Here is a 24,672-nt window from a genome sequence, read left to right on the forward strand (position 1 = left end):
GCGCTTCCGGCCGCGGCGGCAGCCAAGGCCGTCAAGAGGACGAGGCCGCCCAGCACCGTGAGGAGGATCTTGCCCACCTGCTTCACCTCCGCATCAGCGGGGCGACGGGTGGCGGTGCCTGGAGATCTCCGGAGGCAGGCATAGAGGCGTCGTGGGTGGAGAGCGGGGCCAGGTGCGGCCAGGCTCCGGCGAGCTCGGCGAGCCACAGGCGGGGCCCGGGAGGTCGGGCGGGCGCTAGGGGAAGCCAGCGGCCCAGAGCGGGATCACCGTGCCTCTCGGGGCCGAGGAGATCGCCGCTGGTGGTGGCCACCGGTACCAGCAACGGGTCATCCAGTGCGGCGAGAGCCTCAGCCAGGACGCGGCGGGCGCCCGCTTCGCGGCGAGAGCTGGGCAGCCAGATCAGTACCGGGGTGGTGATGCCGGTGGTCGCGGCCAGGCGGGCGTAGCGGTCGATCTTTGCCGCTAGGACGCCGAGTGCTTCGGTGCCGCAGTCGTATTCGAGGAACCACTCGATGGCGCCAGCGCGAGGCTCGTACCAGCGGCCGTAGGCGTCAGGGCGTACGACGTCACCGAAGTGCCGCTGGCAGCGGGCCTTGGACCACCACGCGGTCAACTCGCCGCCACTGTGGCCTTTTCGCGTACGAGCGGAGAGAGCGGTGAAGAGGCCGTTGATGCCGGTGGTGTGCGCGAGTTGGAGGGAGTGGGCGATGCCGATAGCACGGTCGTGCCGGTAGCCCAGCTCCCGAAGCTCCAGACCGTCTTCGCGGGCCAGCAGCGTGGCTCCGGCCGTGTCGAGGACGTAGTGCATGGGGGCGGTGCCGGCGGTGATGAAGGGCTGGAAGCGGTCGAGGACGCGCCACTTGAACAGCTGAAGGAGACGCAGGTTGGCGGCTCGGTGGGTGGGCCAGGCCAGCGAGGCGATCTGGTGGCTGGTGAACACGGAGTGCTCGAAGAGCATCCGGGCCAGCCAACGATCGCGCGGGGTGAGGTACTTCGCGAGTTTCGCCATGTGGTCGCTGGTAGTTGCCGCGCGGGGGGTAGGGCGCTGGGGCATGTGCCCGCGCAGCTGTCGTTGCGGGGTGTGGTTGGTGATCACGAGGTTTCACCTCCATGAGACGGATGACAGGACGGGGCGATCGGAGCCGACGGCGCGGGGCAGATGCGCCTGTGGCCCGGGCGCTGCACGTTGTTCACCGCGTACGCCGCGGATCGGCATGAGCCGACCGATCGCGGTTCTTGCTCAGCGGCACCCGGCCAGGCCGGTGCCGGGCGTTGCGTGCTGCCGCGGCCCGGATGGCTTTGGCCCGCCCGGGGATGGGTGGGGGGAGTTTCTCGGTGACGGCGGTGAACGCTGGGGCTTCGGCGCCGTGCAGGACCGGGCGTACGGCGGCGTGGAAGGCGTCGAGGTGGGAGAGGTCGTGTGCGGTCAGCCGGGGTTCGGTGTGCCGGGCCAGGTGGCGGGCGTCCTCGGGTGAGGCGTTGAAAAGGATCTTGGTGCGGGCATTGGTGCTGATGCCCTCTTCGAGTTCCTTGGGCAACTGCCGTAGGTACTGGTGCGCCAGCGTCAAGGAGAGCCGGTAGGCGCGGGCTTCGGCGAGCATGTCGCCCAACGGGTAGGGCAGGTGGAGGAAGTTGTGTGCTTCGTCGATGTATAGCCCGCAGTCCCGGCGACGGTCTTGTGGGGTGCGGGCGCGGGCGGTGGCGGCCTGCCACGTGCGGGCCACGATGATGGATCCGATCAGGTGCGCGGTCTCTGCGCCGAGCGCGTCCTGGGCGATGCGTACCAGGCAGATCCCGCCGTCCAGCACCTGCCCCATCTCCACAGTGGAGGGCCCGTCGGCGAGCGCGGCGCGGACGAAGGGGCGCAGCAGTACCCCGCGGAGTTTGTTCATCAGCGGGGCGGTCACCTGGGCGCGGGCGGCATCCGAGAGGTCGCCGTACCAGCTCCAGAAGCCCTTGAGGATGTCGTCTTCGGGCCCGAGGCGGCTGGTGGCCCGGTGCCGGAAGGCGGCGTCGGTCAGCAGACGGGGCAGGTCACTCAGCAGTGGGGTGCCGGGCTGGGCCCGCAGGGTCAGCAGTCCAGCGCGCAGGATGTCATCGGTGCGCGGACCCCAGCTCGCGGCGTAGATCCGGGAGAAGATCGAGGTGAGTTGGTCCACGCTGCGTGCCGGGTCGGTGCCCTCCAGGGGGTTGAGGATGGGCGGGCGGCTCTTGCTGTCCGCGTCGAAGAGCACCACCTTCTCGCCGAGCTCTTCCGGGAGCCGCATCAGCACGTCGGTGACCAGATCGCCCTTGGGGTCGACAACGACCGCCCCGCGTCCGGCCTCGGCGTCCGCGAGGATCATCCGCGCCATCAGCTCCGACTTGCCGGATCCGGTGGCGCCCAGGATGTGCAGGTGCTGCCGGGCGTCGGGAACGCGCAGGGCGACCGGGCGCGGGTGGCCGCCGCTGGTGCGGCCGATCGGCCGCACCCCGGCCCCGGAGGCCGGGACGCCGGGTGGGGGCGGTACGGCGCGGGCGCCTGCGCGTTGCAAGCCGGGCACCGTTTCGTCCCACGGCAGGTGCGCCAGTGCGGCCAGCTCCGCGACGGAGAGCAAGTCCCCGTCATCCAGGCGGCGTTCGGCCAGGAGTGGCACCAGGCGCCGGGAGCGTGTGCGGGCGCGGCGGTAGTAGTTGTGCTCGGTGAACGCGGCGAAGGCGGAGGCGATCGCATGTCCCCGACCGCGCAGCTGCTCTGAAGCCCGCGTGCACTCCGCCTGGGAAGCGGTGGCGGGCACGGTGGCGGTGATGCCGTAGCGGACCCGGGTGTCGTACGGGGCGCCGCGCTGCTTGGCGACGATCACCCGGTCCTCGGCCGAGATCGCCAATGTGGTCTGCCGGTCCAGCACCGGCCCGCCGGTGCGGGAACGGGAGCGCGAGCGGGGGTGGTGGCCGGGGGTGGCCAGGTCCAGCAGGCCGCTGACCAGGCGGGGCGACTGCCCGGCCCGCAGTCGCCGGGCCGCGCGGCGGGCCCTTGTCACCCGCCGCCCGGCCACCGGCCGGGCCAGCACCTGCACCACCGCCTGCTCGCGTGGCCCCAGACCGACCGGCGCGCCCAGCAGAGCGCGGATCGGGTCGGCGGGAAACTCGGTGCGCAGCGGCAGCGCCTCGGGCCTCCCCAGCCGCAACTCGCCTCCAGCCGCGAGCAGTTGCTGACCGTTCGGAGCCGTGCAGGGAAGGGGCGCGGTGGCGGGCGTGGTGCGGGTGTGCGCCCCGGGCCAGGCCGACTCGACGGCCCGCTCGATCATCCCCGGCGGGATGACGCCGGGCACCCAGACCTGGAGGTGAACGGTCTCCCGGTCGAAGACGTACTCGAAGGCCAGGTGGGGCTGGCCGGTCACCATACGGCGCCACGCCGGCCGCAGCAGGCCCACCAGGTTCGCCCACAGCGCGGCGGCACCCTCGGCATCGACCGTGGGCGGCGGCAGGATCTGGACCAACCGCGCGTCCTCGGCCAACTGGTGGCGGCAGCGGCGGCGCCACCACCAGCGGGCCCACACCAGCCCGGCAGCAAGGGCGGCAACGGCCGGACCGACGAGGAGCCCCCAGGTGAGGGCCCAGTGCTGGAAGTGCGCGAGTAGGGCGTGCAGTGCGCCTGCGGGGTCGCGCAGATACTCCGTCAGCGGCGAGTTGGCCGCTGAAGAGCTGGACGTAGCGCCTTGTGCCGGGAGCCGCGGGAGCGGGGCGGGAATAGTGGACATGGCGGCGGTGACCTTCCAACGGCGAACAGCGGGCGGGCAGCGGGATGTCAGGCAGCACGGTCGCGCTGCTCGGCGACGGACCGGTCCTGGTCTTCTTCCGTGACCTGCGGACGGTCGTTGGTGAGCAGCCGCAGCGGGGGGCGGCGCCCGTGCAGCCGTTCGTGGCGTTCGGCGTCGACTTCGGCCTGCCAGGAACGGAACGTGCGTCCATCGAGGCGTTTGAGGTAGTGCGGGATGCGGTTGGCGGGGATACCGACCAGCCGGGGCCCGAGTACGGCGAGGAGGTCGTTTGCTTCCTGGCTGTGCCACCCCGCTTCGGTGATGGCCTCTTCGTCGGGGAAGACGTCGGCGACCCGGTCGTGTTCGGGATCCAGCGCGCTGTCATGGATGCCGCCGTAGCTGTACACCCATAGGAGGTTCTCCGGGGCTTGTGGTTCCACCAGGGCGCGGAAGCGGGCGACTTCCTTGGTGTAGGCGTAGAAGTTCACCTCGGGGCGGGCGCAGATGATCCGGAGCCAGGCGAAGGTGTAGGCGTCGGAGAAGAAGTCGCCCGAGTCATGGATCCGTATCCAGGCGCCGCGGAACTTCGCGGCGCCCAGTTCGGTGGTCATTGCGTCTTCCCAGCCGGGCAGGTCGTCCAGGACGAAGGCGAGGTTGGCTTGGTGTTTGGCCCGAACGACGGGCCAGGTGTAGGTGCCGTGCCGGGCGTAGCAGACCTGGCGGCAGACCCCGGCCGAGGGGCAGGTGTTGTAGCTGCGGCCATCAGGCAGGCGGCCGGCCCAGGCGGGCAGCGACCAGTTCCAGACACCGATGGCGCGCATCTCACGGTTCTGGGTCAGCAGGCGGGTTGGTCGCGGCGATGGGGTGGACCCGGATGGAGTGGAGGACATGAGGGTGCCCTTCAAGCGGTGCGAGCGGCGGTCCATTGCCTGTCGTGGGGTTCGAAGACGCGCACGCGGACGGCGTGTTGCCGTGGAGCCGTCCCCTGGTGAGCTGTGGCCCCGAGTTCGGAGGGCTCAGCGGGCGTCGAGATCGACGGAGTCATCGGGGTCGGCGTCGAAGGTGTGCACGTCACTGCCGGAATCAAGATCCAGATATGACTCGGTACCGGCCGCGGTGGCGCCGTGTTCGGCGTAGGCGGCGAGTTCAGCGGGATCGGTGGTGATCAGGTGGTGTTCTGCCGGTGAGGCGATCGCTTCGAAGGAGACGCGCTGGGTTCCGGCCGCCAGCAGCCCTTGGCCGCGGTCGGCGGCCAGCAGGAACTCCCGCTCTCCCTCGGACAGGTTGAACGTGGCGGTGATCTCGTCGATGGCCTGCGGGGCCTGGCGCAGCAGGATCTGTGTGGCCGCGTTGGCCACGACGGCTTTCCCGAGCTCGGAGCCGAGGACGTCGGCGGTGTCCTGGGTGGCGACGGTAAGTCCGGCCCAGCGTTTCCGGAAACCTTTGGCCATGCGGAAGAGAAAGTCGGCACCTGCGGGCTCCTTCATCAACAGCCAGGCCTCGTCGACTGCGACCAAGCGGGGCCGCCGCAGGGCGGGGTTGGAGACCTGCCGCCAGACCGTGTCCAGGGTCAGCAGGGTGCCGATCGGCTTCAGTTCCTCGGCGAGATCCCTCAGGGAGTAGGCGACCAGGTGGCCCTCGGGGCGGGTGGTGGTGGGGCCGTTGAAGAGGCCGGAGAACGCGCCGCGAACGTAGGGGTCCAAGCGTGCGGCGAGGTCGTTGGCCGCGCGGGTCTTGGACTCTTCCAGGACCGAGGCGAGGTCGGCGAGCAGCGGGGCGGGGCGGGTCCAGGTGCGCGGGTCGGAGGTGATGCCCGCTTGCTGGTAGGTGAGAGTGATAGCCCGGTCCAGTACGGCCCGCTCGGCGGGGGTGAGCCCGGTGCCCAGCAGGACCGAGATGACGGTGTGCAGGAACAGGGCACGGCGCACCAGGGCGTCCTTGGGCGCGGTGCGGCGCCCGTCCTCACGGGTGTACAGGGGCAGGTCGAAGGGGTTGAGGCGTACACCGTCGGCGCCGAGGTGGAGGTAGGTGCCGCCCACCGCGTGGGTGAGGCGGGCGTACTCGTCTTCAGGGTCGATGACGTGGATTTCGATCCCCCGGTACAGGGAGCGCAGCAGTTCCAGCTTGAGGAGGTAGGACTTGCCGGCGCCGGAGTGGCCGAGGATGACGCTGTTGTGGTTGTCCAGGGCGAAGCGGTCCCAGTGGACCAGGCCCTGGGAGGCGGTGTTGTAGCCGTAGAGCACCCCGGCCGGGGCAGCGGCCACCGTGGTGGGGTCGGCGGGGGGAAGGTCGGGGCTGGTGAAGGGGAAGGCCGCGGCCAGCGCGCTGGTGTCGAAGGTGCGGCGCATCCGTACCTGGTCCAGGCCCAGCGGCAGGCAGGTGACCCAGCCTTGCAGGCTGCGGTAGCTGGTCGGTTTCGCATCGAGCAGGAGGCTGGCGGCAAGCGCGCGGACGGCGGCGACCTCGGTCTCCAACTCCTGACGGCTGGCCGCGTGCACGGTCAGGTACAGGCCGAGACGGAAGAGCTTGCCTTCGCCGCGGGCGACGCGGGCTGAGAGGTCGTAGGCGTCCTCGGTGGCGGCCTCCACGTACTGGTCGAGGAGCCGCCCTCTCTCCTCGCGGTAGCGGCGCCCGGACTCCAGCTTGGCCAGTTGCCGCTTGAGGCGCCGGGCTGCGGTGACCGGGTCGATCGGCTCGACGTGCAAGGAGACGTCGACGCGTCCGGGGTAGGTCAGCAGCGGCTGCAGCCACCCGGGATGGACCTCGCGGGGAAAGCCGGTGACGGCGAACGAGGCCACCAGCTCGCCCCCGACCTCCAGGTGCCGGGCACCCACGGCCAACGTGTCCGGGGTCAGCGCAGGGCTGTTGTCCGGCTGCACCGCCTCCGCCGCGGGGTGGCGGCGCGCAGGCGGTGCTGACCGGCGGGCACGTGCACGCTTCATGACGCAGACCTCCCTTCTGGCATGCCGGAGAGCCAGCTCTCTTCAGCGCCGCCGTCCCGGCTCCCGTACTCGACCGGGGGCGGGGTGGTGATCACGTCATCGGCGGCGGCGAGGGACGGGGAGGGCGGCAGCAGGCTGTCGGGGTTGCAGGCCGCTGCCAACACGGCGGTGGCCTGCCCGGGATCCAGCGGGGTGACGGTGATCCCGCTGGGGCCCAGGAGTTCGACGGCTTCGCCGAGACGGCGTGCCAGGCGAGTCTGCGCCGCGTGGAGAGTGGCGTCATCCGGCTGCGCGCTCCGCCGCGTGCGCTTGCACGGAGTGAGGGCGGAGAGCAGCGAGGTGCCGCCGAGCCCGTCCACCGGAACGGCCGTGTGCAGGGGTTCACGCAGTACGAGGAGGACTTGACGGCGCAGCAGATCGGTCTGCTGGCCCAGTTGGACAAGGTAGTCGGCGTGCTCGCGCGCAGCGGCCTCGAGCGCCGAGTGCGGCAGCTGTGACGCGTTGGCGCGCAGTTCGTTGATCTGCGCGGACAGATCGAGTCGTTCGGTGCGCACCAGGACTTGGACGGGGGCGGTCAGGGAGTGCAGGTAGCGTCCGAACGCGCCGGTCAGCGCCTGCTGTTCGGTGGGGGTGCGCAGGGCGAAGTTGACGGTGCTGCACACCGCGACCGCCGCGAGCCCGTCGCCGCCCAGATCCACCGCGGCGGTCTCGGTGACCTGCTCTGCCGGCATTCGTACGGGAGCGGGGTGGACGTCGCCACCGGGATAGTCCTCCCCGTGTGCGGGTGTGGCCTTCCCGGTGAGCCAGGCGGGGGCGGGGTGGAGGCCTTCGGGGGCGGCGACCTGGAAGCGGGGCGCCAGGCGCTGTCGCAGCGCGGACGTCATCAGGCGGTCCAGGGACAGACCATCGCGGCGGCCCAGGGCCAGCAGCGCCGCACCCGCGCCCACGGGGAGGGCGGCGACGGCGAAGACGGGCAGCGGCACCAGCGACCGGGTGGCGGACCAGATGCCGTAGAGCACGATGCCGGTGACCGCGAGGATCGTCAGCTGTCGTGCCGTCAGGTTCGCCAGGACGGTGTCCTCGCGGTCCACGTCGGCGGGGATCCGTATCGACTGCGTCATGGCTGGCTACCTCCTGGGCCGCGGCCGATGCGGCGGGGTCGGCCGCGGCCCAGGAGGTAGCCATGTCTCTTTTACACCTCTCCGAGCCCACAGGACGGACTCCTACCCCGTTTACCGTTTTCTGCTTGCACAGAAAACTTACCCTACCGCCCGCACCGGTCAACGCCTCCTCGCCCTGGCCACGGCCATCTGGCACAACTGGACCACCGGAGCCCGAAGCAAACGATCTCTCATCGCCTACGACCACTAAGAACATCGGACTCATTCATCTAGGAGGTATACCGGGCGAAACCCGCCCGGTATACGAGGGAGACTTCCGGACATGCCCCGCCCCATCGCCCGCGTCCTCGCCCTGCTGGAGCTCTTGCAGTCGGGCGGCATCCGTACGGCGGCCGAACTCGCCGACCGGCTCGGCGTGGACGAACGTACGGTGCGGCACTACATCGGCCACCTCATCGACCTCGACATACCCGTCGAGTCGGTACGCGGCCGCCACGGCGGCTACCGGCTCGCCCCCGGCCACCGCATGCCGCCGCTCATGCTGAACGACGACGAGGCACTCGCCGTGGCGCTCGGCCTGGTCGCGGGCGAGCGGGCCGGACTGACGCCCTCCACGAGCACGGGCACGGGCACGGGCGCGGGCACGAGCACGGGCGCGGGCGCGAGCACGAACACGGGCACGGGCACCGCGAGCGAGACGGCGGCGGCCAAGATCCGGCGGGTCCTGCCCGGACGGCTGCGCCTCAGGCTCGACGCCGTGCTCGGCAGCCTCGCCTTCACGGCCCCGCCCCGCACTCCGGCCGCGGCCCCGGCGACCGAAGTGCTCCTTCCGATCGCCGACGCGGTGAACCACCACCGGCCGGTCACGATCCGCTACACCTCCGCGGACGGCCGCCACAGCGAGCGGACACTGCATCCGCACGGCCTCGTCGTTCACTCCGGGAAGTGGTACACGACGGCTGCGGATCTCACGTCCGGCCAGGACCGTACGTTCCGGCTGGACCGCATCACCGACGTACGGACCCTGCCGGGCTCCTTCGAACCGCCGCCCGCCGCCGATCCGGCGGAGCGCGTGCTGACGGCGCTCGCCACGGCTCCGTACCGGTACGAGGTGTCCTTGCGCGTCCAGGCCACGGCCGAGCACATCCACACGCGGCTTCCGCCCAGCGTCGCCGTCGTCCACGAACTGCCGTCCCCGGGAGGCGCGGACGCGCAGACCGAGCGCTGGTCACGCGTCGGACTGCGCGTGGACCGGCTCGACTGGCTGCCCGCCGTCCTCGCCTCGCTCGACCGGCCGTTCGTCATCGACCGGCCGGACGAACTGCGCGGCCTCGTCGAGGCCCTGGCCGAACGGCTCACGGCCTCGGCCCGCCGGACTCCGCCCCAGGACTGACGTGTTGCCGCAAACGATGCGGCGTGCGGAACCCGGCGCCGCGCGCGAGCCGCACTGACACAGATCGTCAACTGATCGGCTCTCACGGGACTGGTCGCCGTACCGGCCCTGCGTAAGGGTTCAAGGAGGCGGCTGTGCGGCATTCGCGCACTCCGTCCCCTGCCCTGCCGCGCCGAGTGTTCAGGCGTATCCGCGAGAGAAGGAATCCCACCCATGCGCGCCCTTGTGGTCGATCACGGCGAGGCCGGACCCGTACGGTTCGCCGATGCCGATGAGCCCGAGCCGTCCAGCGACGAGGCGCTGGTCGAGATACGGCACATCGGTCTCAACTTCGGAGAGCTGAATTACGTGCACCAGTGGCCGGCCGGCACCGTGCACGGTCACGACGCGGCCGGCGTCGTGGTGCGCGCCGCGTCCGACGGCTCGGGGCCACCCGAGGGTACGCGCGTCGCGGTGGGGATGTCGCCCCACGCGTGGGCGGAGCGGGTGGCCGTCAGACCCGCCTCGCTCGGCACCGTTCCCGAGGGCGTGGACCTGGCCGACGGTGCCGCGCTCGGGATCGCCGGAGTCACCGCGCTGCGGGTGCTGCGCAAGCGTTCCCTGCTGGCGCGCGACGTCCTGGTCACGGGCGCCAGCGGGGGCGTGGGGCACTTCGCCGTTCAGCTGGCGGCGCTGGCGGGCGCCCGGGTGACGGCACTCGTGGGTTCGCCGGACCGGGCCGCCGGACTCCGCGAACTCGGGGCCGACCGGGTCCTGACCGACCCGGCGGACTTGACCGGCCTGACCGGCCCGGCCGAGACCGAGCGCCGGTTCGACCTCGTCCTGGACACGGTCGGCGGACCGCTGCTGGCCCAGGCGTGGGATTCCCTCGCCGAGGGCGGCACCATCCACCTGGTCGGATACTCGTCGGGGCAGGACACCACGTTCCCGTCGGGGGCTCTCTTTGGCTTCGGCGAACCCCGCAGCATCGCCACCTACGGCGACATGACGCCGACCGGCGGGGAGTTGACGGACCTGCTGGACCTCATGGCCGCCGGGAGGCTCTCGGCACCCGTCGGACTGCGCGGCCACTGGCGGGACGTGGACGATGCCGTCCAGGCGCTGTTCGCGCGGAAGGTGCACGGAAAGATAGTTCTCGACGTGGTCTGATCTTCCGTCGGCGAGAATGGAACGGTGGACGTACTCGCGGAGGCCTTGCGTGTATCGGGTGCGCGAGGAGCGCTCGGGGTCGTGCTGAAGGCCGGAGGAGCCTGGGGCCTCTGGCTGGACTCCTATCCGGGAGGGGCACTGCACGTGGTGTCCCGGGGCACGGTGTGGCTCCACGTCCCGGGCGGGAAACCGGTGGAGGTGCGGGCAGGAGAGGCCGTCATGGTGTCGCCGGGCACCGCCCACGGGATAGCGAGCGGGGCCAGTACGACGATGGGTTCCTGCGACCGGGAGGCGACGGACCGGGCCCTCACCGAGGGCAGCGCCCTGCACCTGGGCTCGGCGCCGGCGCAGACGGAAGTGCTCGTCCTGCACTACGAGCAGGACCCGGAGGTGAGTACGCCGGTGCTCACCTCCCTGGCCCGGCCCATGCACATCACGAGCCGGGAGAACGCGCAGCTCGGCAAGACCGTCGAGCTCCTCACGGCGGAGCTCGCGCACCCGCAGACCGGCACCACCGCCGCCGCCGTCAACAGCATCGTCGACCTGCTGCTCATCCAGTTCGTACGCGTCTGGCTGGCCCGCCACCCGGAGATGCGGTCAGGCTCGTGGCTGGGCGCGACGCGTGACCCGGTCGTGCGCGACGCCCTGGCATGTGTCCACGCCCGACCCGAACACCCCTGGACCACCGAGTCCCTGGCAGCCGCGACGGCGGTCTCCCGTACGACGCTGTCCAGGCACTTCCGGTCCGCTCTCGGACAGACGCCGGGCGCGTACGTGACGCAGTGGCGCATGGACCTGGCGTCCGTCCGGCTCCGCGACACCGACGAGCCGGTCGAGTCGATCTCCGGCGCGGTCGGCTACGCCTCTCCGCACGCGTTCAGCCGCGCCTTCCGGCGTGCCCGGGGCATGCCGCCGGGCGAGTACCGTTCCCGGCTTCGCGGGTGATCGCGGCGCCCCGCGTCGGTCAGGTGGAGTCCCAGTCCTCGGGTGTGATGACAAATCCCCTCTGCGGGCCGCCGCCCCTCTGCGCGCTCCGCGTCGGCCCTGCCTCCCCCTGAAGGGGAGCGGGCGGCTGGCCACTGAAGTGCCCGACGACGGCGGCCAGTACGTCCGCGGTGACGTCCCGCCGTACGGCCGGGTCCGCGCGTCGTACACCCGCCATGCCCCGCCGGGATCGCCGGCGTCAGCCGGTGCCACGACCCCTCCGATCGCGAGGGCGCGCAGCACCGCGTCAACGCGCCTGGCCTCATCTGGTCCCATCGGATGCCCGCCTTCCGCTCGGCTCTGGACAGAGACTGTGCGCCCGGGCCCCGGATTGGGGCCGATCGGCCCGCAGCCGCCCGGTACCGGGTACACGGTGTTAAAGCCCGTCGGCCGGGTGTGCGGCGTCGACGATCGCCTGGAGTGCCGCGATGTGGCCGTCGAAGGCCTCGCGGCCGGCGGGGGTCAGCCGGGCCCGTACCTTTCGGCGGCTGCCGCTGATCCGGCGTTCCGTGGCGACGTAACCGGCCTCTTCGAGGGTCGCGAGCTGCTTGGACAGCGCCGAGTCCGAGAGCCCCAGCCGGTCCCTGAGGAAGGCGAACTCGGCCCAGTCCGCGGCGGCCAGCGTCGCCACCAGCGACAGGCGGGTGCTGGGGTGGATCAACTCGTCGAACTTCGCCGCGGTCATGCCCGCGCCCAACCACGCAGCACGCGCAGGATGTCCGGTCCGCCGAACCCGATGACGACCGCCATCAGGCCCCCCGCCCAGATGCTCGCGTGGCCGGCGCCGTCGGCGTCCAGCGCGAGCGCCGCCAGGACGGTGACCGCGACGAGACCGAGCAGCATGCCGACCACGACGACGGGGATGCGGCGGCCGGCGACGGAGGCGCTCACCTGGATCTGCCGCGTGCGCCGCCGTCCGGTGAGCAGTCGCGAGGCGAACACCGCGTGGCCCGCGCCGAAGAGGCCCGCCGCGATGCCTGCCAGCCACGGCAGCACCGCGCCGCATGCGCCCAGTACCAGCCAGCCGGCGGCCATGGCCCACCAGTAGCCGGGTGGCAGGCCGATCTCCTCGGTGACCTGGCGGCGGGCGTGTTCGGCAGCGTCGAGCGAGGCGCGGGCCTGTTCCGAAGCGATGGCGTCCATGATGAGACCTCTGTTTCCTGGTAGGAAAGTGAGCGTTTCACTTTCCTGCTGGGAAAGTCAAGGTCGGTGCTCGCCGCGACCTGGGGCCCGGCGGGCGTCGGCGCCGCCTGTGCCGTCGGTCAAGTCCCCTTGATCGTCTGCGAGATCGCGTTCTCCGGACGCTCCACTACACTGCCCGAAAATCGCGTGGCCCCGGGTTGACCTCCTGGGGTCGGGGACCGTCCAAGGGACATCAACGGGGAGGTACGGCATGCATGCCGTCGGGGATACGGAACCGGAATCGCCGCACCGAAGACGGCGGGCCCTCGCCCGCGCTGCCGCCGCGCGAACGTGCCCGGACCGGCGCGTCGAGGGGGTGCGGGGTGGCGGTGCGTGTCTTTGTGGTTGACGAGCAGGCGCTGTTCCGCGCCGGCATCCGCCACCTCTTGTCCGACGCGGAGGGCTTTGAACTGGCGGGTGAGGCGGAGTCGGCCGAAAGGGCCCTCCACCTGCTGCAGGAGCTGTCTCCGGCGCCCGACGTCGTACTGATCGACCCCCGGTCGGAGGCAGGCGCGGGCACCGTCGCCATCCGGGCTCTGCGGTCCGAACCGGCCCCGCCGGACGGCGCGGTGAACGGGGCGGACGGGGGGAACGGGGCCAACGGAGCGAACGGGGTCCGCGGCGGCAGGGCCCCGCGTGCGCTGGCCGTCTCCGTCCAGGACGACGACGACTCGGTGATGGCGGCCCTGCGGGCCGGGGCCAGCGGCTACATCACCAAGCAGACCTCCGAACGTGAGCTGCTGCGCGCCATCGAGATCGTTGCCGAGGGCGGTGCCGTGTTCAGCCCCGTGATCGCGAAGCGGCTGAACGAATACTTCTCGACGCCCCACACGGCGTCGTGCCGGTCGATGTTCCCGCAGTTGACGGGGCGTGAGACGCAGGTACTGGACCTGCTCGCGCGCGGCTGGAGCAACGGCCGTATCGCCAAGGACCTGGTGCTGACGGAGAAGACGGTGCGCAACTACGTCTCGCAGATCCTCGTCAAGCTGGACGTGCACCACAGGGCGGAGGCGGTGGTACGGGCACGCGAAGCCGGACTGGGGGTCCTTTCCTGACCACGGGCGTGGCCGGTGCATGCCGAACCGTTTTGGCGTGCCAGGCCACCGCCGTGTGGCCACCGCCGTGCCAGGCCACCGCCGTGTGGCCGGGCACGGGCGACGCCGGGGCGAACACCCCGAAAACGGGGCGGTAACCGGAACCGGGACCTCCATGCGGGGACATTTTCGAGACAGCTGCCCCGGGAGTCCGGGACACGGGACTCCCTAGCGTGAGAGCCGCGCCGATCACCCGGCGCGTACGTCCCCTCCGCCTGGAGTCACCCGTGACCAGCGAGACCCAGCAGCCCGGCCATCTCTACGTCGACGACTTCCTCGCTGTCAGGGACGAGACGGTCGCGCTCCACGGGTGGCACCACTCCGCGGACGACATGTGGTGCCACGTGCTGCCCCCCGGGCACTGCTCACGGCCGCAGGGCTGGAAGATCCACCTTTCGGCGACGCCACGCTCCGCGGTGCCCGTACTGCAGGGCGCCGCCCGTGTGCTGCTCGAACGCGGCGTCGCCTTCAAGTTCGCCAAGGGCGCCGCCCAGCTGCGGCAGCTGCTGTCGGTGCGCTGCCATCGCGGCAGCAGCGGCAAGTTCCTCACCGTCTACCCGGAGAGCGACCGGCAGTTCGCCGAGCTCGTCGAGGAACTCCACCAGGCCACCGACGGCATGCCCGGCCCGAAGATCCTCTCCGACCGCCGGTACCGGCCCGGCAGCCTGGTGCACTACCGCTACGGCGGCTTCACCAGCCGCCAGCAGGTCCTCGGCACCGACGGCTCGTACGTACCGATGCTGGTCGCACCGGACGGCAGCTGGTACCAGGACGAGCGCGAGGCGTGGTACGCGCCGGTGCCCTGGTCCGCGCCGCCCCTTCCCGACGAGGCCCCCGCCCCGGCTCGGGGCGACGGGGAACGCGGCAAACAGCGGGTGCTGCTCGACTCCCGGTTCGCCGTCTTCGAAGCGATCAGGCACTCCAACCGCGGCGGTGTCTACCGTGCCAAGGACGAACGCACCGCCCGTACGGTCGTCATCAAGGAGGCCCGCCCGTACGTCGCGGCCGAGTCCGACGGCACCGACGCCCGCGACTACCTGCGCAACGAGCACGAGATCCTGCGCCTCTTCGAGGGGATGGGCATCGCGCCCCGCCCGGTGTCGCTCTTCGAGTACCAGGACCACGTCTTCCTCGCGGAGGAGGAGATACCCGGCGTGACGCTGCGGGCGTGGGTGGACCGCCACGTACGCGACGACCCCGGCCGCCTCGTCTCCCTGGACGCGGTGCTGCCGGTGGCACGCCGGCTGGTCGACCTGGTCGCCACCGTCCACGGCAAGGGCCTCGTCTTCCGCGATCTGACGCCGAACAACGTCATGGTCACCCCCGACGGCGAACTGGTGCTGATCGACACCGAGTTCGTGACCCGCCCCGGCGAGCAGGTGACGCGGGTGATGACGATGGGGTACGTGGCGCCGGAGGAGATGTCGGGCCCGGCGCGCCACCCGGCGCCCGGCCAGGAGACCGACCTGTACAGCCTGGGTGCGTCGCTCTTCCACCTCAGCACCGGCATCCACCCGCTGCTGGCCGAGGACTCCTCCCCCGAGCCGCGCCCGCTCGACGGCCGCGTGGCGTCCCTGGTGGAGGCCGTCGCGGGCACCAGCCCCACCCTGCGCGCGTTGGCGCCGCTGGTGCTGGGCCTGCTGCGGCAGGACCCGCGGCAGCGCATCGGGCTGACGCGGGTGCGGGAACTGCTCGCCTCGACGGCGGCACGGGAGCACGACGACGGCTCGGCGGCACCCGTACGGCTGCCGGCGGGCGAGCAGCAGCGGCTGCTGGACGACTCCGTACGGGAACTCGTGGCGGCGATGACGCCCGACGACGAACGGACCCTGTGGCCGGCCTTTCCGTACGGCGGCCGGCAGTCCGACCCGCTGAGCCTGCAGGCGGGTTGCGCCGGCTCGATCGACGCGCTGCGGCGCACGCTGGCCCTCGGCGCCACCGGCGAATGCGCCGGGACTGACGGGCCTGGGAGCAACGGGACCGACGGGGCCGCCGGGGCCGCCGGGGCCGACGCCGTACGGGGTGCCCTGCGGACCTCGGTGACATGGCTGGAGGCCCGGCTGCGCCAGGACCAACGGCTCCTGCCCGGCCTCTTCTTCGGCCGCGCCGGCACCTGCTGGGCGCTGTACGAGGCGGCCGAGGCGCTGGGGGACGAGGACGCCATGCGGCGCGCGGTCGAGCGGGCGAAGCGGCTGCCGGTCGCGTGGGCCAACCCGGATGTCACCCACGGCGTGGCCGGTTCGGGCCTTGCCCAGCTCCACCTGTGGCGTCGTACCGGCGACGACGAGCTGGCCCGCCGGGTGGCGATCTGCGCCGAGTCCGCGCAGGCCGCCCGCCCGTCGGGTGGGTCGACGCAGTGGCGGCTGGCCGATTCGCCCGGTGGCCGCTCGGCGGGCGGTCCGACACACCTGGGGTACGCACACGGGGTCGCGGGCATCTGCACGTTCCTGATGGCCGCCGCTCGTGAGCTGGACCGGCCCGAGCTGCTGACGACGGCCGCCGAGGGAGGCGACTACCTGCTGTGCGTCGCCCGGGAGCAGGGGGACGGCGCTACCTGGCCGGTCTCGCCGCCGCAGCCGGGCGACGAGGAGCCACAGGAGGGGGTGTGCTGGTGGTGCAGTGGCGCCTCCGGCATCGGCACCTTCCTGATCCGGCTGTGGCGCGCCACCGGAGAGGCCAGGTACCGCGAGGCCGCACACCGTGCGGCGGTGGCCACCCGTGCCGAGAAGTGGTTCCTGTCCGCGAACCACTGTCACGGCATCGCCGGCAACGCCGAGTTCCTGCTCGACATGGCGGCCGCCACGGGTGAACGGGTGTACCGCGACTGGGCCGAGGAGTACGCCACCTGCCTGGCTCGGCTGTGCGTGCTGCGCGACGGCCGCCTCGTTCCCGTCGACGAAGCGTCCCTGAGGACCACCTACAGCTACGGCCTCGGGCTGGCCGGTTCGCTGGGATTCCTGCACCGGCTGCGCCACGGCGGCGAACGCTGGTGGATGGTGGACGACTTCGCCCTGGCGCCGGAGGGCCTCCGGTGAGCGGCGGGCCACGCCCCGCCGGGCGGGCCCCAGAACCCTCTCCCGACCACGGTGCGAGCTCCGGCCGCGCGCGGGTGGAGCCCGTACCCACGTCGAGTACGGGGAGGGGGTGCGAGAGACCGCACAGCAACAGCAACAGCAACAGCAACACGTACGTCAACACGGGCTGACGGCACGGCCGTCAGTCCACTCGCCACCAGGAAAGGACCAGGCCATGGCCAACGACGTCGAACTTCTCCAGGAGCTTCCGGAGACCGAGGACACCGCGACCGTGATGGACGACGGCTGCTGCGCATGGGCCAGCGTCATCACCTGCTTCAGGACCACGTACTGACATCGAGGCCCCGGCGGCTCCGCGGAGCCGCCGGGGCCGGCAGGCCGGTGCGACGGTCAGTGATCCGGCAGCGGCCGGTTCAGTGGCCGGTTCAGTGGCCGGTTCAGCGGTCCTCGATGACGCTGACCGCGGTACCGTCCTTGATCTGGACCTTGGCGGAGACGCCCTTCTTCGCGGCGGCCTCGAGCTCCGTCTCGCTGCACTTGGTGGCGGCCTGGCCGTTCTCGTCGCCGCAGATCTCGCCCGCGCCCTGGATGTTGGTGGTCGTGGACGTGAAGAAGGCCTGCTCCTTGCCCTTCATGTCGCTGACCGTGTACTTGCCGGGGGCGAGGTAGGAGACCGTCCCGAACCAGGTGCCGCTGACGCCCTTGTCCCCGCCGGAGTTGTCGCCGCCGCCCGAGCGGTCGTCGATGATGCTGACCGCGGTGCCGTTCTTGATCTGGACCTTGGCGGAGACGCCCTTCTTGGCGGCCGCTTCGAGCTGGGCCTCGGTGCACTTGGTGGCGGCCTGGCCGTTCTCGTCGCCGCAGATGTCGCCCGCGCCCTGGATGTTGGTGGTCGTGGAGGTGAAGAACTGCTGCTTCTGGTCCTTCATGTCCGTCACGGTGTACTTGCCGGGGGCGAGGTAGGAGACCGTCCCGAACCAGGTGCCGCTGACGCCCTTGCCGCCCTTCTTGCCCGGCTTTTCGGCCGAGTTCGCCTGGGTGCCATCGTTGTCACTCGCGCTGTCGCCGCCCCCGGTCTCCTGCTCCGACGACGAGGAGCCCTTCGACTTCTTGCTGTCCGAGTCGCTGCTGCTGTCCTGGCAGGCGGTCATCATGGCGGTGGTCGCGACGAGGGCGACGGTGGTGAGGACGGTCTTGCGAGCGTGAGTGCGAAGCATGGTGTGGTTCCCCCCAGATGAGGTGCTCGGTGCCAGCCGCCCAACTCCCCGGCCGCTGCGCTTTCTTGGTCTGAGCACCACTCTGGTCAACATCACCGCGCCGGGGGAAGGGCGGTTACGGAGTGATGACACAGTCGCGGTCGGTACGGGACACCCGGGACGGGGCCTGATCAAAAGTCACGCCGGGGACGCGTGTGATGCGGCGAGGCGCGGAAAACCGCTACCGGCGTGCCGCGCGTACGTGCTTACGTGACCGCATGGTGCCCACCGACCGTCTCCTCGCCTTCGCCGTGGCGTCGTTCCTGCTCATCGTCGTCCCCGGACCGAGCGTGCTGTTCGTGGTCGGGCGGGCGCTCGCGCAGGGGCGCCGTGCCGCGCTCACGACCGTCGTGGGGAACACGGTCGGCGCGTACGTCCTCGTGGCGGCCGTCGCCCTCGGCGTGGGCTCCGTGGTGGAGCGCTCGGCGCTCGTCTTCACCGCGCTGAAGCTGGCGGGCGGCGCGTACCTGGTGTTCCTGGGGGTCAGGGCCGTACGCCAGCGGGGTTCGCTGCAGGCGGCGTTCGCGGGGGAGGGTCCGGCGGCGCAGGGGGGACTGCGTACGTTCTGGGAGGGGTTCGCGGTCGGCGTCGCCAACCCGAAGACGATCGTGTTCTTCGCCGCCGTGCTGCCGCAGTTCGTGGACCGCGGCGCCGGGCACGTGGCGGCGCAGATGCTGGTGCTCGGCCTGGTCTTCAACGCGATCGCGCTGGCCTCCGACAGCGTGTGGGGGCTGGCGGCGGCCACCGCGCGCAACTGGTTCGCGCGCTCACCGCGCCGCCTCGCGGTGATCGGGGGCGCCGGCGGGCTGACGATGATCGGGCTGGGCGTGAGCGTGGCGGCGACCGGGCGCAACGACTGAGGCCGCGGGGACGGACGGCGCGGGACCGAAGGCCGGGGTCGGGGCCGGTCAGCCCCAACGGGCGGCGCCGGCGCGCTGATCCTCCGGGCGCGCCGCCCGCCGGAGGGCGTTACCCAGGCCGCGAAGCCCGCGACAGCATGAGCTCAATGGCCGTGCCGACCGTGTACTCGTACTCCGCGTACCTGTCGAACCTCGCCAGATGGGGAGCGGCCTCGGCCGTCCTCGGAAGTCCGGACCGCTCCAGGGTCTGCCGGCGCGCCGCGACGGCGCTGTCGCCGACGCCGAAGGCCTGGCCGGCGTGGACCTCCCGGAGGAGCGTGCCGACGAGGGTGGCGACGAACACGCGCAGCAGGTGTACGGACTCCTCGAGCGGGCAGCCGGCGTCGCGCAGCACGGAGAGCAGCGCTTCGGTGGGCGCAAGCCCTTCGAGCGAGGCCAGTTGGCGCGTGAGGGTGAGCGCCGCGGCCTCGGGGTGGCGGAGTGCCCTGTCCCGGAAGGCGTCGGCGATGGCGCGCAGGTCGAGTCGTACGTCACCGGTGCGGGCCGGGATCTCCATCCCGCTCAGGAGATGTTCGGCGACGGCGTCCAGGAGCCCGTCCTTGCCGTGCACGTGGTTGTAGAGGCTCTTGGCGTCCACGCCCAGGAGCCTCGCGACGGATCGCATGCCGACGGCGCCGACGCCTTCGGCGTCGATGACGCGGAGGGTCGCGTCGACGATCGACTCCCGGGAGAGCCGGGTGGCGCCCTTCGGCGGGCGGCCTCGACGGGCGGCGTTGGCCGGGGCTTGCGCGCGGGTCATGGCGACATTGTGCAGGCGGCAGCGTGCAGACGGCATGGTGCAGACGGCGGGGACGTCCCGTCCCTGGCATTAACCCACGGCGTGGGTAAAATACTGGGGCCGATGCGCTGCCGCCCCCGGTCCGAGCCGCTGATCCGAGTCGCTGAGGAGCCTCGCCATGTCCCTTCCCCCGCGCTTCACCCTGCCGCCCGAAGACGTCCTGCGCGCCCGGGAGAAGCTGGTTCTGGACCACTTCCGCGACGAGGTGCGCCAGGACTGGGACGCCACGCTCTCGACGTTCCCGCACCCGCGCTACGAGCTGATCGCCCCGATGCAGGTCCACGACGGCGACGGCGAGGTCCGGGCGTACTACCACGACACCCGCGTCGCGTTCCCCGACCAGCACCACGAGCTGATCGCGCTCCGGCACAGCGCGGACGCGGTGATCGTGGAGTTCTGGCTGCTGGGCACCCACAACGGTCCACTCGGCGCGATCCCGCCGACCGGCAGCACGCACCGCACCCGGATGACGGCGTACTTCGTCTTCGACGAGCACGAGAACCTCGTCACCGAGCGGATCTACTTCGACCAGCTCACCATCCTCGGACAGCTCGTCGGCGGCCTCGACAAGCGCAAGCCCACGGGCCTGCTCAAGCTCGCCCGAGTGCTCAAGGGCGCCATGTCGAAGTCCGGCGGCAAGCCCGACCCGCGGCTGCTCGGCACCACCCCGCCCGACCTCACCGGCTGACCGGACGGCGTTCACGGGCGCGGGAAAACCCCGTGCCGTACGGGACACCCGTACGCAACACTCACCGCATGACCGCCGCGCTCGCGCCACCCCTACCGCCCGCACCCGTTCAGGCCCTGATCGTCGTGGACGTGCAGACGGCGTTCGTCACCGGCACGGCCGCCGTGCCCGGCGCGGCCCGGCTGCTGCCGCGGGTCGAGGACCTGGTGGCGCGGGCGCGTACGGCAGGCTCGCTGGTCGTCCACCTCCAGAACGACGGCCCGCCGGGCGCGGACGACGAACCGGACACGCCCGGCTGGGAGTTGTACCTGCCGGTGGCCGAAAGCCCGCGCGAGACGGCGCTGCGCAAGACGGAGGACGACGGCTTCGCGGGCACGCCGCTCGGCGGACTCCTCGACGCGGCAGGCGTACGGGACCTGGCCGTGTGCGGTGTGATGTCCGAGATGTGCGTCAGCGCGACGGCCCGTACGGCGCTGGCGCGCGGCCACCGCGTCGTCGTACCGCACGACGCGCACGCCACGCAGAACATCCCGGCGGCGCCCGGCATCAGTGGGCCCGTCCCGGCCGCCATGGTGTCGCGGGTGGCCGAGTGGGCGCTCGGCGACGGGGCCGAGATCGCCGCACACGCCGCCGACGTCGCCTTCGCCCCGCCCGGCTGAACAGCCCCGCCCGCCGACTACCCCTTCGCGATGAACCCGTTCTCGCGGAGGAAGCGCAGCGCCGCCTCGTCCGGTGTCCTGCCGTCCAGGTCGACCATCGCGTTGAGGTCGATGACCGTCTCCTTGGTGAGCTCGCGGCCCAGGCGCTCCGCCAGCTCCCGCAGCTCAGGGTGCTTCCGCAGGGTGTCCTCGCGGAGAGTGAGGGCCGCGAGCTCCGTCGTGAAGTGGCCCTTGTCGTCCGTCAGTACCTTCAGGTCCAGGGACTCCAGGCGGGCGTCCGTCGTGAACACCTCGGCGAGCCGGCAGGGGCTGCCCTTCGCCACGTTGACGTAGTTGAGGGCGAGCGCGTTCTGGTAGACCTGCGGCGACGGGAACGAGACGCCGTACGTCTTCTGGAGCGCCCGGATCTCGCGGTCCAGGAACTCCGAGGCACCGCACAGCGTCAGCTCGTCCGGGTGCTCCTCGCCGAGCCGCTTCAGGTCGCTGAGCTTCTCCACCTCGCCCACGGGCCCGTCCGCGTCGCCCGCACGCGCGATGGCGTACTGGTTGCCGAACCGGGCGGGCCCGAGCCACTCGATGCCGTGCTTCTCGGCGTCCTCGCGTGCCGTCGCCTCGTACTGCCGCTTCGACCCCTGCACCGGCCGGTCGTGGCCGAGGAACTGGGTCCAGCCGGTGCCGCTGTACTCCCAGTACATGTCCACGTCGCCGCTCTTGAGCGCGCCGCGCACGATGGCGGAGCCGTTCAGGCCGGTCTGGTCGGCCGTACGGGCGCCCGCCGCGCGGAGTGCGTAGATCATGATCTTGCCGAGGATCTTCTGCTCCGTGAACTCCTTCGAGCCCACCGTGAACTCCGCGCCGTCCAGGTCGAAGTCCTTCGCCAGCGACCCGCCGCGCAGCTCGCGCGCGCCGACCGAACCGGTGTCGCCCGCCGCGCCGGAGCAGCCGCTCAGCGCGGGCACGGCCAGTGCGGCGGCCAGGGCGAGCAGCACCGCGAGCCGCCGTGGGGTTGTCCTTGGGGTGCGCACGGCGTGCACCACCTTCCTTTCCGTGTCCGGATGCGTCACAGGCCGCGCGGCCGCAGGAAGTCCTCGGCCATGCCCGCCAGCCAGTCGATGAACAGGGCGAGTACGGCGACGAGCACGCTGCCGGTGACGAGGACGAGGTTGCGGCTGGAGCTGATCCCGTTCGAGATGACGTCGCCGAGCCCGCCCGCCCCGATGAACGTGGCGAGCGCGACCGTTCCCACGGTGATCACCAGCGCCGTACGGACGCCCGCGAGCATCACCGGTACGGCCAGCGGCAGTTCGATCCGCCACAGCACCGCCCCGCGCGTCATCCCCATGCCCTCGGCCGCCTCGATCACCGAGCGGTCCACCTGCTGGAGCCCTGCGATGGTGTTGCGGAGGACAGGCAGGATGCCGTACGCGACGAACGCGATGACCGCGATCTGGTTCACGCCGAGGCTGACGAAGGCGACCGCCAGCAGCACGATGAGCCCCAGCGACGGCAGCGCCTGCCCGATGCTCGCGACGGCGAGCACCGGCCCGGCGATACGGCGCGCCCAGCGCCGCGTCAGCAGCACACCGAGCGGAATGGCGATCACCAGGATCAGGACGGTGACGACGGCGGTGAGCTCCAGGTGCTTGACCGTACGGCTCACCAGGTACTCGGAGTTGAGGCTGCGCTCCTCGATCAGGTCCCGCTGCTGCGAGGAGACGTGCAGGGCGAGCACGAGCAGTACGACACCGAGCCCGAGCGGGGTGAGGGCGTAGCGCAGCAGCGCGGCGCGCCTCGGGCGCGCGGGCGCGCGTGTCGGCGCCGATACGGGCGCGGGTGTGGGCGCCGGCGCCGGTGCGGTGGACGTGGATGCGGGCATCGCGGCTACGCCTCCTGCAACTGGTCGGAGCCGTCCGTACGGCCGCGCCCGTGCACCGTGTTGATCAGCGCGCGCAGGGAGTCCATCTCCACCACGCCCCGGTACCGGCCGTCGCCGTCCACCACCGCCAGCACCGACGAGTTGGCCGCCAGCATGTGGTCCAGCGCGTCGAAGAGGCTGTCGCCCGGACCGAGCGCCCGCAGCAGCGGCAGCGCCCCGCCGACCTCCCGCCCGGCGCCGGTGACCGGCAGCCAGCTCGTCGGCCGGTCGTCGTCGTCCAGGACGAGCAGGTGATCGCGCTCCGTACGGGCGGCTGCCGTACGGCGCTGCTCGCCGTCCGCGGACTCCGCGACGGTCGGCCACGCCGGCAGCTCCAGGCTGTCCATCCGGGTCAGCGACAGCCTCCGTACGGAGGCGCCCGCACCGATGAAGTCGGAGACGAAACCGTCGGCGGGGTCGGCCAGGATGCGTTCGGGGGTGTCGTACTGCAGCACCTTGCCGTTGTCGGCGAAGATCGCGATCAGATCGCCCATACGGACGGCCTCGTCGATGTCGTGCGTGACGAAGACGATCGTCTTCCGCACCTCCGCCTGGATGCGCAGGAACTCGTTCTGCAGCGACTCCCTGTTCAACGGGTCGATCGCACCGAACGGCTCGTCCATCAGCATCACCTGCGGATCGCCGCCCAGCGCCCGCGCGACGCCCACCCGCTGCTGCTGGCCGCCGGAGAGCTGCTTGGGGTAGCGGCGGCGGTACGTGTCCGGGTCGAGGCCGACGAGCCGCAGCAGCTCGTCGACGCGTGCGGTGACGCGCTGCTTGTCCCAGCCGAGCAGCCGCGGGACGGTGGCGATGTTGTCCGCCACCGTACGGTGCGGGAACAGGCCGCCCTGCTGGATCGTGTAGCCGATACGGCGGCGCAGCAGGTGCGCGGGCACCTCGGTGACGTCCTTGCCGTCCAGGTGGATGCGGCCCGAAGTGGGCTCGATCAGCCGGTTGATGAGTTTCATCGTGGTCGTCTTGCCGCAACCGGACGGGCCGACGAACGTCACGATCCGCCCCTCGGGGATGTCGAGCGTCAGCTCGTCCACCGCCGCCTCGGACTGGCCGGGGTAGCGCTTCGTCAGCCGGTCGAGGCGGATCATGGGGTCCACGTGGGCGTTCGCGTTCGCGTCAGGAGTCTTTTCGGTCATGATCAGGCACCGAGTCCCTTGGGTGTGGTGAGTCGGTTCACGACGGCGTAAGCCAGATCGAACAGCACGGCCAGCAGCACGATGCCCGCCGCGCCCTCGATGGTCAGATAGATCGCGAACGGCGTGCCCGCGGTGGCCAGGCCGTCCAGAATGAGATTGCCGAGCCCGGGCCCGTTCACCGCCGCCGCGATGGCGGCGATGCCCAGCAGCAGCTGGGTGGCCACGCGCAACCCGGTGAGCAGCACCGGCCAGGCCAGGGGCAGTTCGACCGTCGCCAGCACCCGCGCCCGGCCCATGCCCATCGCGCGGGCCGACTCGACGACGGCCGGATCCAGCTCCCGCAGTCCCACGATCGTGTTCCGTACGACGGGCAGCAGCGCGTACAGCGTGAGCGCGACCACGGACGGGCCGCTGCCCAGCCCGAGCGGCGTGATGAGCAGCCCGAACAGCGCGTACGACGGGATCGTCAGCAGCAGCCCGGCCACGGCCAGCACGGCGGCGCGGGGCGCGCCTGTACGGTACGTCAGCACCGACACCGGCACCCCGATCAGCACGGCCAGCCCGAGCCCCTGGAGCACCAGGAGCGCGTGCGCGACCGTGGCGTCCAGGACGTCCGTCCAGTTCCCCTGGAGGAATTCGAAGAAGTTCATGGCGGCCGGTCCGGC

The 24,672-nt window shown here is 71.7% G+C and carries 21 protein-coding genes and 1 pseudogene; 9 read left to right on the forward strand and 13 right to left on the reverse strand.

What is annotated here, in order from left to right; translation table 11 throughout:
* Nucleotides 1-82: 82 nt before the first annotated feature.
* The 5 genes from DVA86_RS27175 to DVA86_RS27195 form a co-directional block, all read right to left on the reverse strand.
* Nucleotides 83-1,009 (reverse strand): replication-relaxation family protein, encoded by a 927-nt coding sequence (locus DVA86_RS27175; RefSeq protein ID WP_222623372.1) that lies wholly within the window; start codon nucleotides 1,007-1,009, stop codon nucleotides 83-85.
* Nucleotides 1,010-1,190: 181 nt separating this feature from the next.
* Entirely contained in the window at nucleotides 1,191-3,740 is a 2,550-nt protein-coding gene (locus tag DVA86_RS27180) for a DUF8128 domain-containing protein (RefSeq protein ID WP_208882227.1), read from the reverse strand.
* Nucleotides 3,741-3,787: 47 nt separating this feature from the next.
* Nucleotides 3,788-4,630, reverse strand: coding sequence for a GP88 family protein (locus DVA86_RS27185; RefSeq protein WP_208882229.1), 843 nt, complete (start codon nucleotides 4,628-4,630; stop codon nucleotides 3,788-3,790).
* A 126-nt stretch (nucleotides 4,631-4,756) separates the two neighbouring features.
* Nucleotides 4,757-6,682 carry a VirB4 family type IV secretion system protein gene (locus tag DVA86_RS27190; protein WP_208882231.1) on the reverse strand — a complete coding sequence of 642 codons (1,926 nt, stop codon included), beginning with the start codon at nucleotides 6,680-6,682 and terminating at the stop codon, nucleotides 4,757-4,759.
* Entirely contained in the window at nucleotides 6,679-7,803 is a 1,125-nt protein-coding gene (locus DVA86_RS27195; RefSeq protein WP_208882233.1) for a PrgI family protein, read from the reverse strand. The genes DVA86_RS27190 and DVA86_RS27195 overlap by 4 nt, the downstream gene beginning before the upstream one ends.
* Nucleotides 7,804-7,951: 148 nt before the next feature.
* On the opposite strand from DVA86_RS27195, the pseudogene DVA86_RS36325 reads away from it, so the two are divergent.
* The 4 genes and pseudogenes from DVA86_RS36325 to DVA86_RS27210 form a co-directional block, all read left to right on the forward strand.
* Nucleotides 7,952-8,053: pseudogene (locus DVA86_RS36325) on the forward strand (IS982 family transposase); the annotation flags it as partial.
* A 72-nt stretch (nucleotides 8,054-8,125) separates the two neighbouring features.
* Complete coding sequence (locus DVA86_RS27200; RefSeq protein WP_208882235.1) at nucleotides 8,126-9,196, forward strand: helix-turn-helix transcriptional regulator; 1,071 nt, start codon at nucleotides 8,126-8,128, stop codon at nucleotides 9,194-9,196.
* A 213-nt stretch (nucleotides 9,197-9,409) separates the two neighbouring features.
* The gene (locus DVA86_RS27205; protein ID WP_208882237.1) at nucleotides 9,410-10,345 is read left to right on the forward strand and encodes a zinc-binding dehydrogenase; all 936 of its coding nucleotides are present in this window, start codon (nucleotides 9,410-9,412) and stop codon (nucleotides 10,343-10,345) included.
* 24 nt (nucleotides 10,346-10,369) lie between these two features.
* Entirely contained in the window at nucleotides 10,370-11,290 is a 921-nt protein-coding gene (locus tag DVA86_RS27210; protein WP_208882239.1) for an AraC family transcriptional regulator, read from the forward strand.
* A gap of 415 nt (nucleotides 11,291-11,705) precedes the next feature.
* Here the strand turns inward: DVA86_RS27210 and DVA86_RS27215 are convergent, their stop codons facing one another.
* Both DVA86_RS27215 and DVA86_RS27220 read right to left on the reverse strand, forming a co-directional pair.
* A complete protein-coding gene (locus tag DVA86_RS27215) occupies nucleotides 11,706-12,014 on the reverse strand; it encodes a winged helix-turn-helix domain-containing protein (protein WP_208882241.1) in 309 nt (102 codons plus the stop codon).
* Nucleotides 12,011-12,472, reverse strand: coding sequence for a hypothetical protein (locus DVA86_RS27220; RefSeq protein WP_208882243.1), 462 nt, complete (start codon nucleotides 12,470-12,472; stop codon nucleotides 12,011-12,013). Before DVA86_RS27220 ends, DVA86_RS27215 begins: the two co-directional genes overlap by 4 nt.
* Before the next feature lie 380 nt (nucleotides 12,473-12,852).
* Between DVA86_RS27220 and DVA86_RS27225 the strand changes: the two genes are divergently transcribed.
* Nucleotides 12,853-13,566, forward strand: a complete 714-nt coding sequence (locus DVA86_RS27225) for a LuxR C-terminal-related transcriptional regulator (protein WP_245997234.1) — start codon at nucleotides 12,853-12,855, stop codon at nucleotides 13,564-13,566.
* Nucleotides 13,567-13,832: 266 nt separating this feature from the next.
* Nucleotides 13,833-16,640 carry a class IV lanthionine synthetase LanL gene (gene lanL / locus DVA86_RS27230; protein ID WP_208882247.1) on the forward strand — a complete coding sequence of 936 codons (2,808 nt, stop codon included), beginning with the start codon at nucleotides 13,833-13,835 and terminating at the stop codon, nucleotides 16,638-16,640.
* A gap of 437 nt (nucleotides 16,641-17,077) precedes the next feature.
* On the opposite strand, the gene DVA86_RS27235 is transcribed toward lanL, so the two are convergent.
* Entirely contained in the window at nucleotides 17,078-17,857 is a 780-nt protein-coding gene (locus tag DVA86_RS27235) for a hypothetical protein (protein WP_208882249.1), read from the reverse strand.
* Between the two features lie 257 nt (nucleotides 17,858-18,114).
* Between DVA86_RS27235 and DVA86_RS27240 the strand changes: the two genes are divergently transcribed.
* Complete coding sequence (locus DVA86_RS27240; RefSeq protein ID WP_208882260.1) at nucleotides 18,115-18,756, forward strand: LysE family translocator; 642 nt, start codon at nucleotides 18,115-18,117, stop codon at nucleotides 18,754-18,756.
* Nucleotides 18,757-18,865: 109 nt separating this feature from the next.
* Here DVA86_RS27240 and DVA86_RS27245 read toward each other — a convergent pair whose 3' ends face one another.
* Nucleotides 18,866-19,555: a TetR/AcrR family transcriptional regulator gene (locus DVA86_RS27245; RefSeq protein WP_208882262.1), complete on the reverse strand. Its 690-nt coding sequence runs from the start codon at nucleotides 19,553-19,555 to the stop codon at nucleotides 18,866-18,868.
* Nucleotides 19,556-19,712: 157 nt separating this feature from the next.
* Between DVA86_RS27245 and DVA86_RS27250 the strand changes: the two genes are divergently transcribed.
* Nucleotides 19,713-20,282, forward strand: coding sequence for an ester cyclase (locus DVA86_RS27250; protein ID WP_208882264.1), 570 nt, complete (start codon nucleotides 19,713-19,715; stop codon nucleotides 20,280-20,282).
* Nucleotides 20,283-20,350: 68 nt separating this feature from the next.
* Nucleotides 20,351-20,941 carry an isochorismatase family protein gene (locus DVA86_RS27255; RefSeq protein WP_208882266.1) on the forward strand — a complete coding sequence of 197 codons (591 nt, stop codon included), beginning with the start codon at nucleotides 20,351-20,353 and terminating at the stop codon, nucleotides 20,939-20,941.
* Between the two features lie 17 nt (nucleotides 20,942-20,958).
* On the opposite strand, the gene DVA86_RS27260 is transcribed toward DVA86_RS27255, so the two are convergent.
* From DVA86_RS27260 to DVA86_RS27275, 4 genes are read right to left on the reverse strand one after another with little or no spacing between them, the layout of a single operon-like run.
* On the reverse strand, nucleotides 20,959-21,966 hold the full coding sequence (locus tag DVA86_RS27260) for a glycine betaine ABC transporter substrate-binding protein (RefSeq protein ID WP_222623373.1): 1,008 nt from the start codon (nucleotides 21,964-21,966) through the stop codon (nucleotides 20,959-20,961).
* Between the two features lie 35 nt (nucleotides 21,967-22,001).
* Nucleotides 22,002-22,817: an ABC transporter permease gene (locus DVA86_RS27265; RefSeq protein ID WP_208882268.1), complete on the reverse strand. Its 816-nt coding sequence runs from the start codon at nucleotides 22,815-22,817 to the stop codon at nucleotides 22,002-22,004.
* Nucleotides 22,818-22,822: 5 nt separating this feature from the next.
* On the reverse strand, nucleotides 22,823-24,007 hold the full coding sequence (locus DVA86_RS27270; RefSeq protein WP_208882270.1) for an ABC transporter ATP-binding protein: 1,185 nt from the start codon (nucleotides 24,005-24,007) through the stop codon (nucleotides 22,823-22,825).
* 2 nt (nucleotides 24,008-24,009) lie between these two features.
* On the reverse strand, nucleotides 24,010-24,657 hold the full coding sequence (locus tag DVA86_RS27275) for an ABC transporter permease (protein ID WP_208882272.1): 648 nt from the start codon (nucleotides 24,655-24,657) through the stop codon (nucleotides 24,010-24,012).
* Nucleotides 24,658-24,672: the final 15 nt, after the last annotated feature.

Source organism: Streptomyces armeniacus, from assembly GCF_003355155.1.
Classification (GTDB): domain Bacteria; phylum Actinomycetota; class Actinomycetes; order Streptomycetales; family Streptomycetaceae; genus Streptomyces; species Streptomyces armeniacus.

Bases quoted from the DNA above. Each gene is read 5' to 3' on its own strand.
- DVA86_RS27175 (WP_222623372.1), bottom strand. From the start codon at position 1,009: ATGGCGAAACTCGCGAAGTACCTCACCCCGCGCGATCGTTGGCTGGCC.
- DVA86_RS27180 (WP_208882227.1), bottom strand. From the start codon at position 3,740: ATGTCCACTATTCCCGCCCCGCTCCCGCGGCTCCCGGCACAAGGCGCT.
- DVA86_RS27185 (WP_208882229.1), bottom strand. From the start codon at position 4,630: ATGTCCTCCACTCCATCCGGGTCCACCCCATCGCCGCGACCAACCCGC.
- DVA86_RS27190 (WP_208882231.1), bottom strand. From the start codon at position 6,682: ATGAAGCGTGCACGTGCCCGCCGGTCAGCACCGCCTGCGCGCCGCCAC.
- DVA86_RS27195 (WP_208882233.1), bottom strand. From the start codon at position 7,803: ATGACGCAGTCGATACGGATCCCCGCCGACGTGGACCGCGAGGACACC.
- DVA86_RS27200 (WP_208882235.1), top strand. From the start codon at position 8,126: ATGCCCCGCCCCATCGCCCGCGTCCTCGCCCTGCTGGAGCTCTTGCAG.
- DVA86_RS27205 (WP_208882237.1), top strand. From the start codon at position 9,410: ATGCGCGCCCTTGTGGTCGATCACGGCGAGGCCGGACCCGTACGGTTC.
- DVA86_RS27215 (WP_208882241.1), bottom strand. From the start codon at position 12,014: ATGACCGCGGCGAAGTTCGACGAGTTGATCCACCCCAGCACCCGCCTG.
- DVA86_RS27220 (WP_208882243.1), bottom strand. From the start codon at position 12,472: ATGGACGCCATCGCTTCGGAACAGGCCCGCGCCTCGCTCGACGCTGCC.
- DVA86_RS27235 (WP_208882249.1), bottom strand. From the start codon at position 17,857: ATGCTTCGCACTCACGCTCGCAAGACCGTCCTCACCACCGTCGCCCTC.
- DVA86_RS27240 (WP_208882260.1), top strand. From the start codon at position 18,115: ATGGTGCCCACCGACCGTCTCCTCGCCTTCGCCGTGGCGTCGTTCCTG.
- DVA86_RS27245 (WP_208882262.1), bottom strand. From the start codon at position 19,555: ATGACCCGCGCGCAAGCCCCGGCCAACGCCGCCCGTCGAGGCCGCCCG.
- DVA86_RS27250 (WP_208882264.1), top strand. From the start codon at position 19,713: ATGTCCCTTCCCCCGCGCTTCACCCTGCCGCCCGAAGACGTCCTGCGC.
- DVA86_RS27255 (WP_208882266.1), top strand. From the start codon at position 20,351: ATGACCGCCGCGCTCGCGCCACCCCTACCGCCCGCACCCGTTCAGGCC.
- DVA86_RS27265 (WP_208882268.1), bottom strand. From the start codon at position 22,817: ATGCCCGCATCCACGTCCACCGCACCGGCGCCGGCGCCCACACCCGCG.
- DVA86_RS27270 (WP_208882270.1), bottom strand. From the start codon at position 24,007: ATGACCGAAAAGACTCCTGACGCGAACGCGAACGCCCACGTGGACCCC.
- DVA86_RS27275 (WP_208882272.1), bottom strand. From the start codon at position 24,657: ATGAACTTCTTCGAATTCCTCCAGGGGAACTGGACGGACGTCCTGGAC.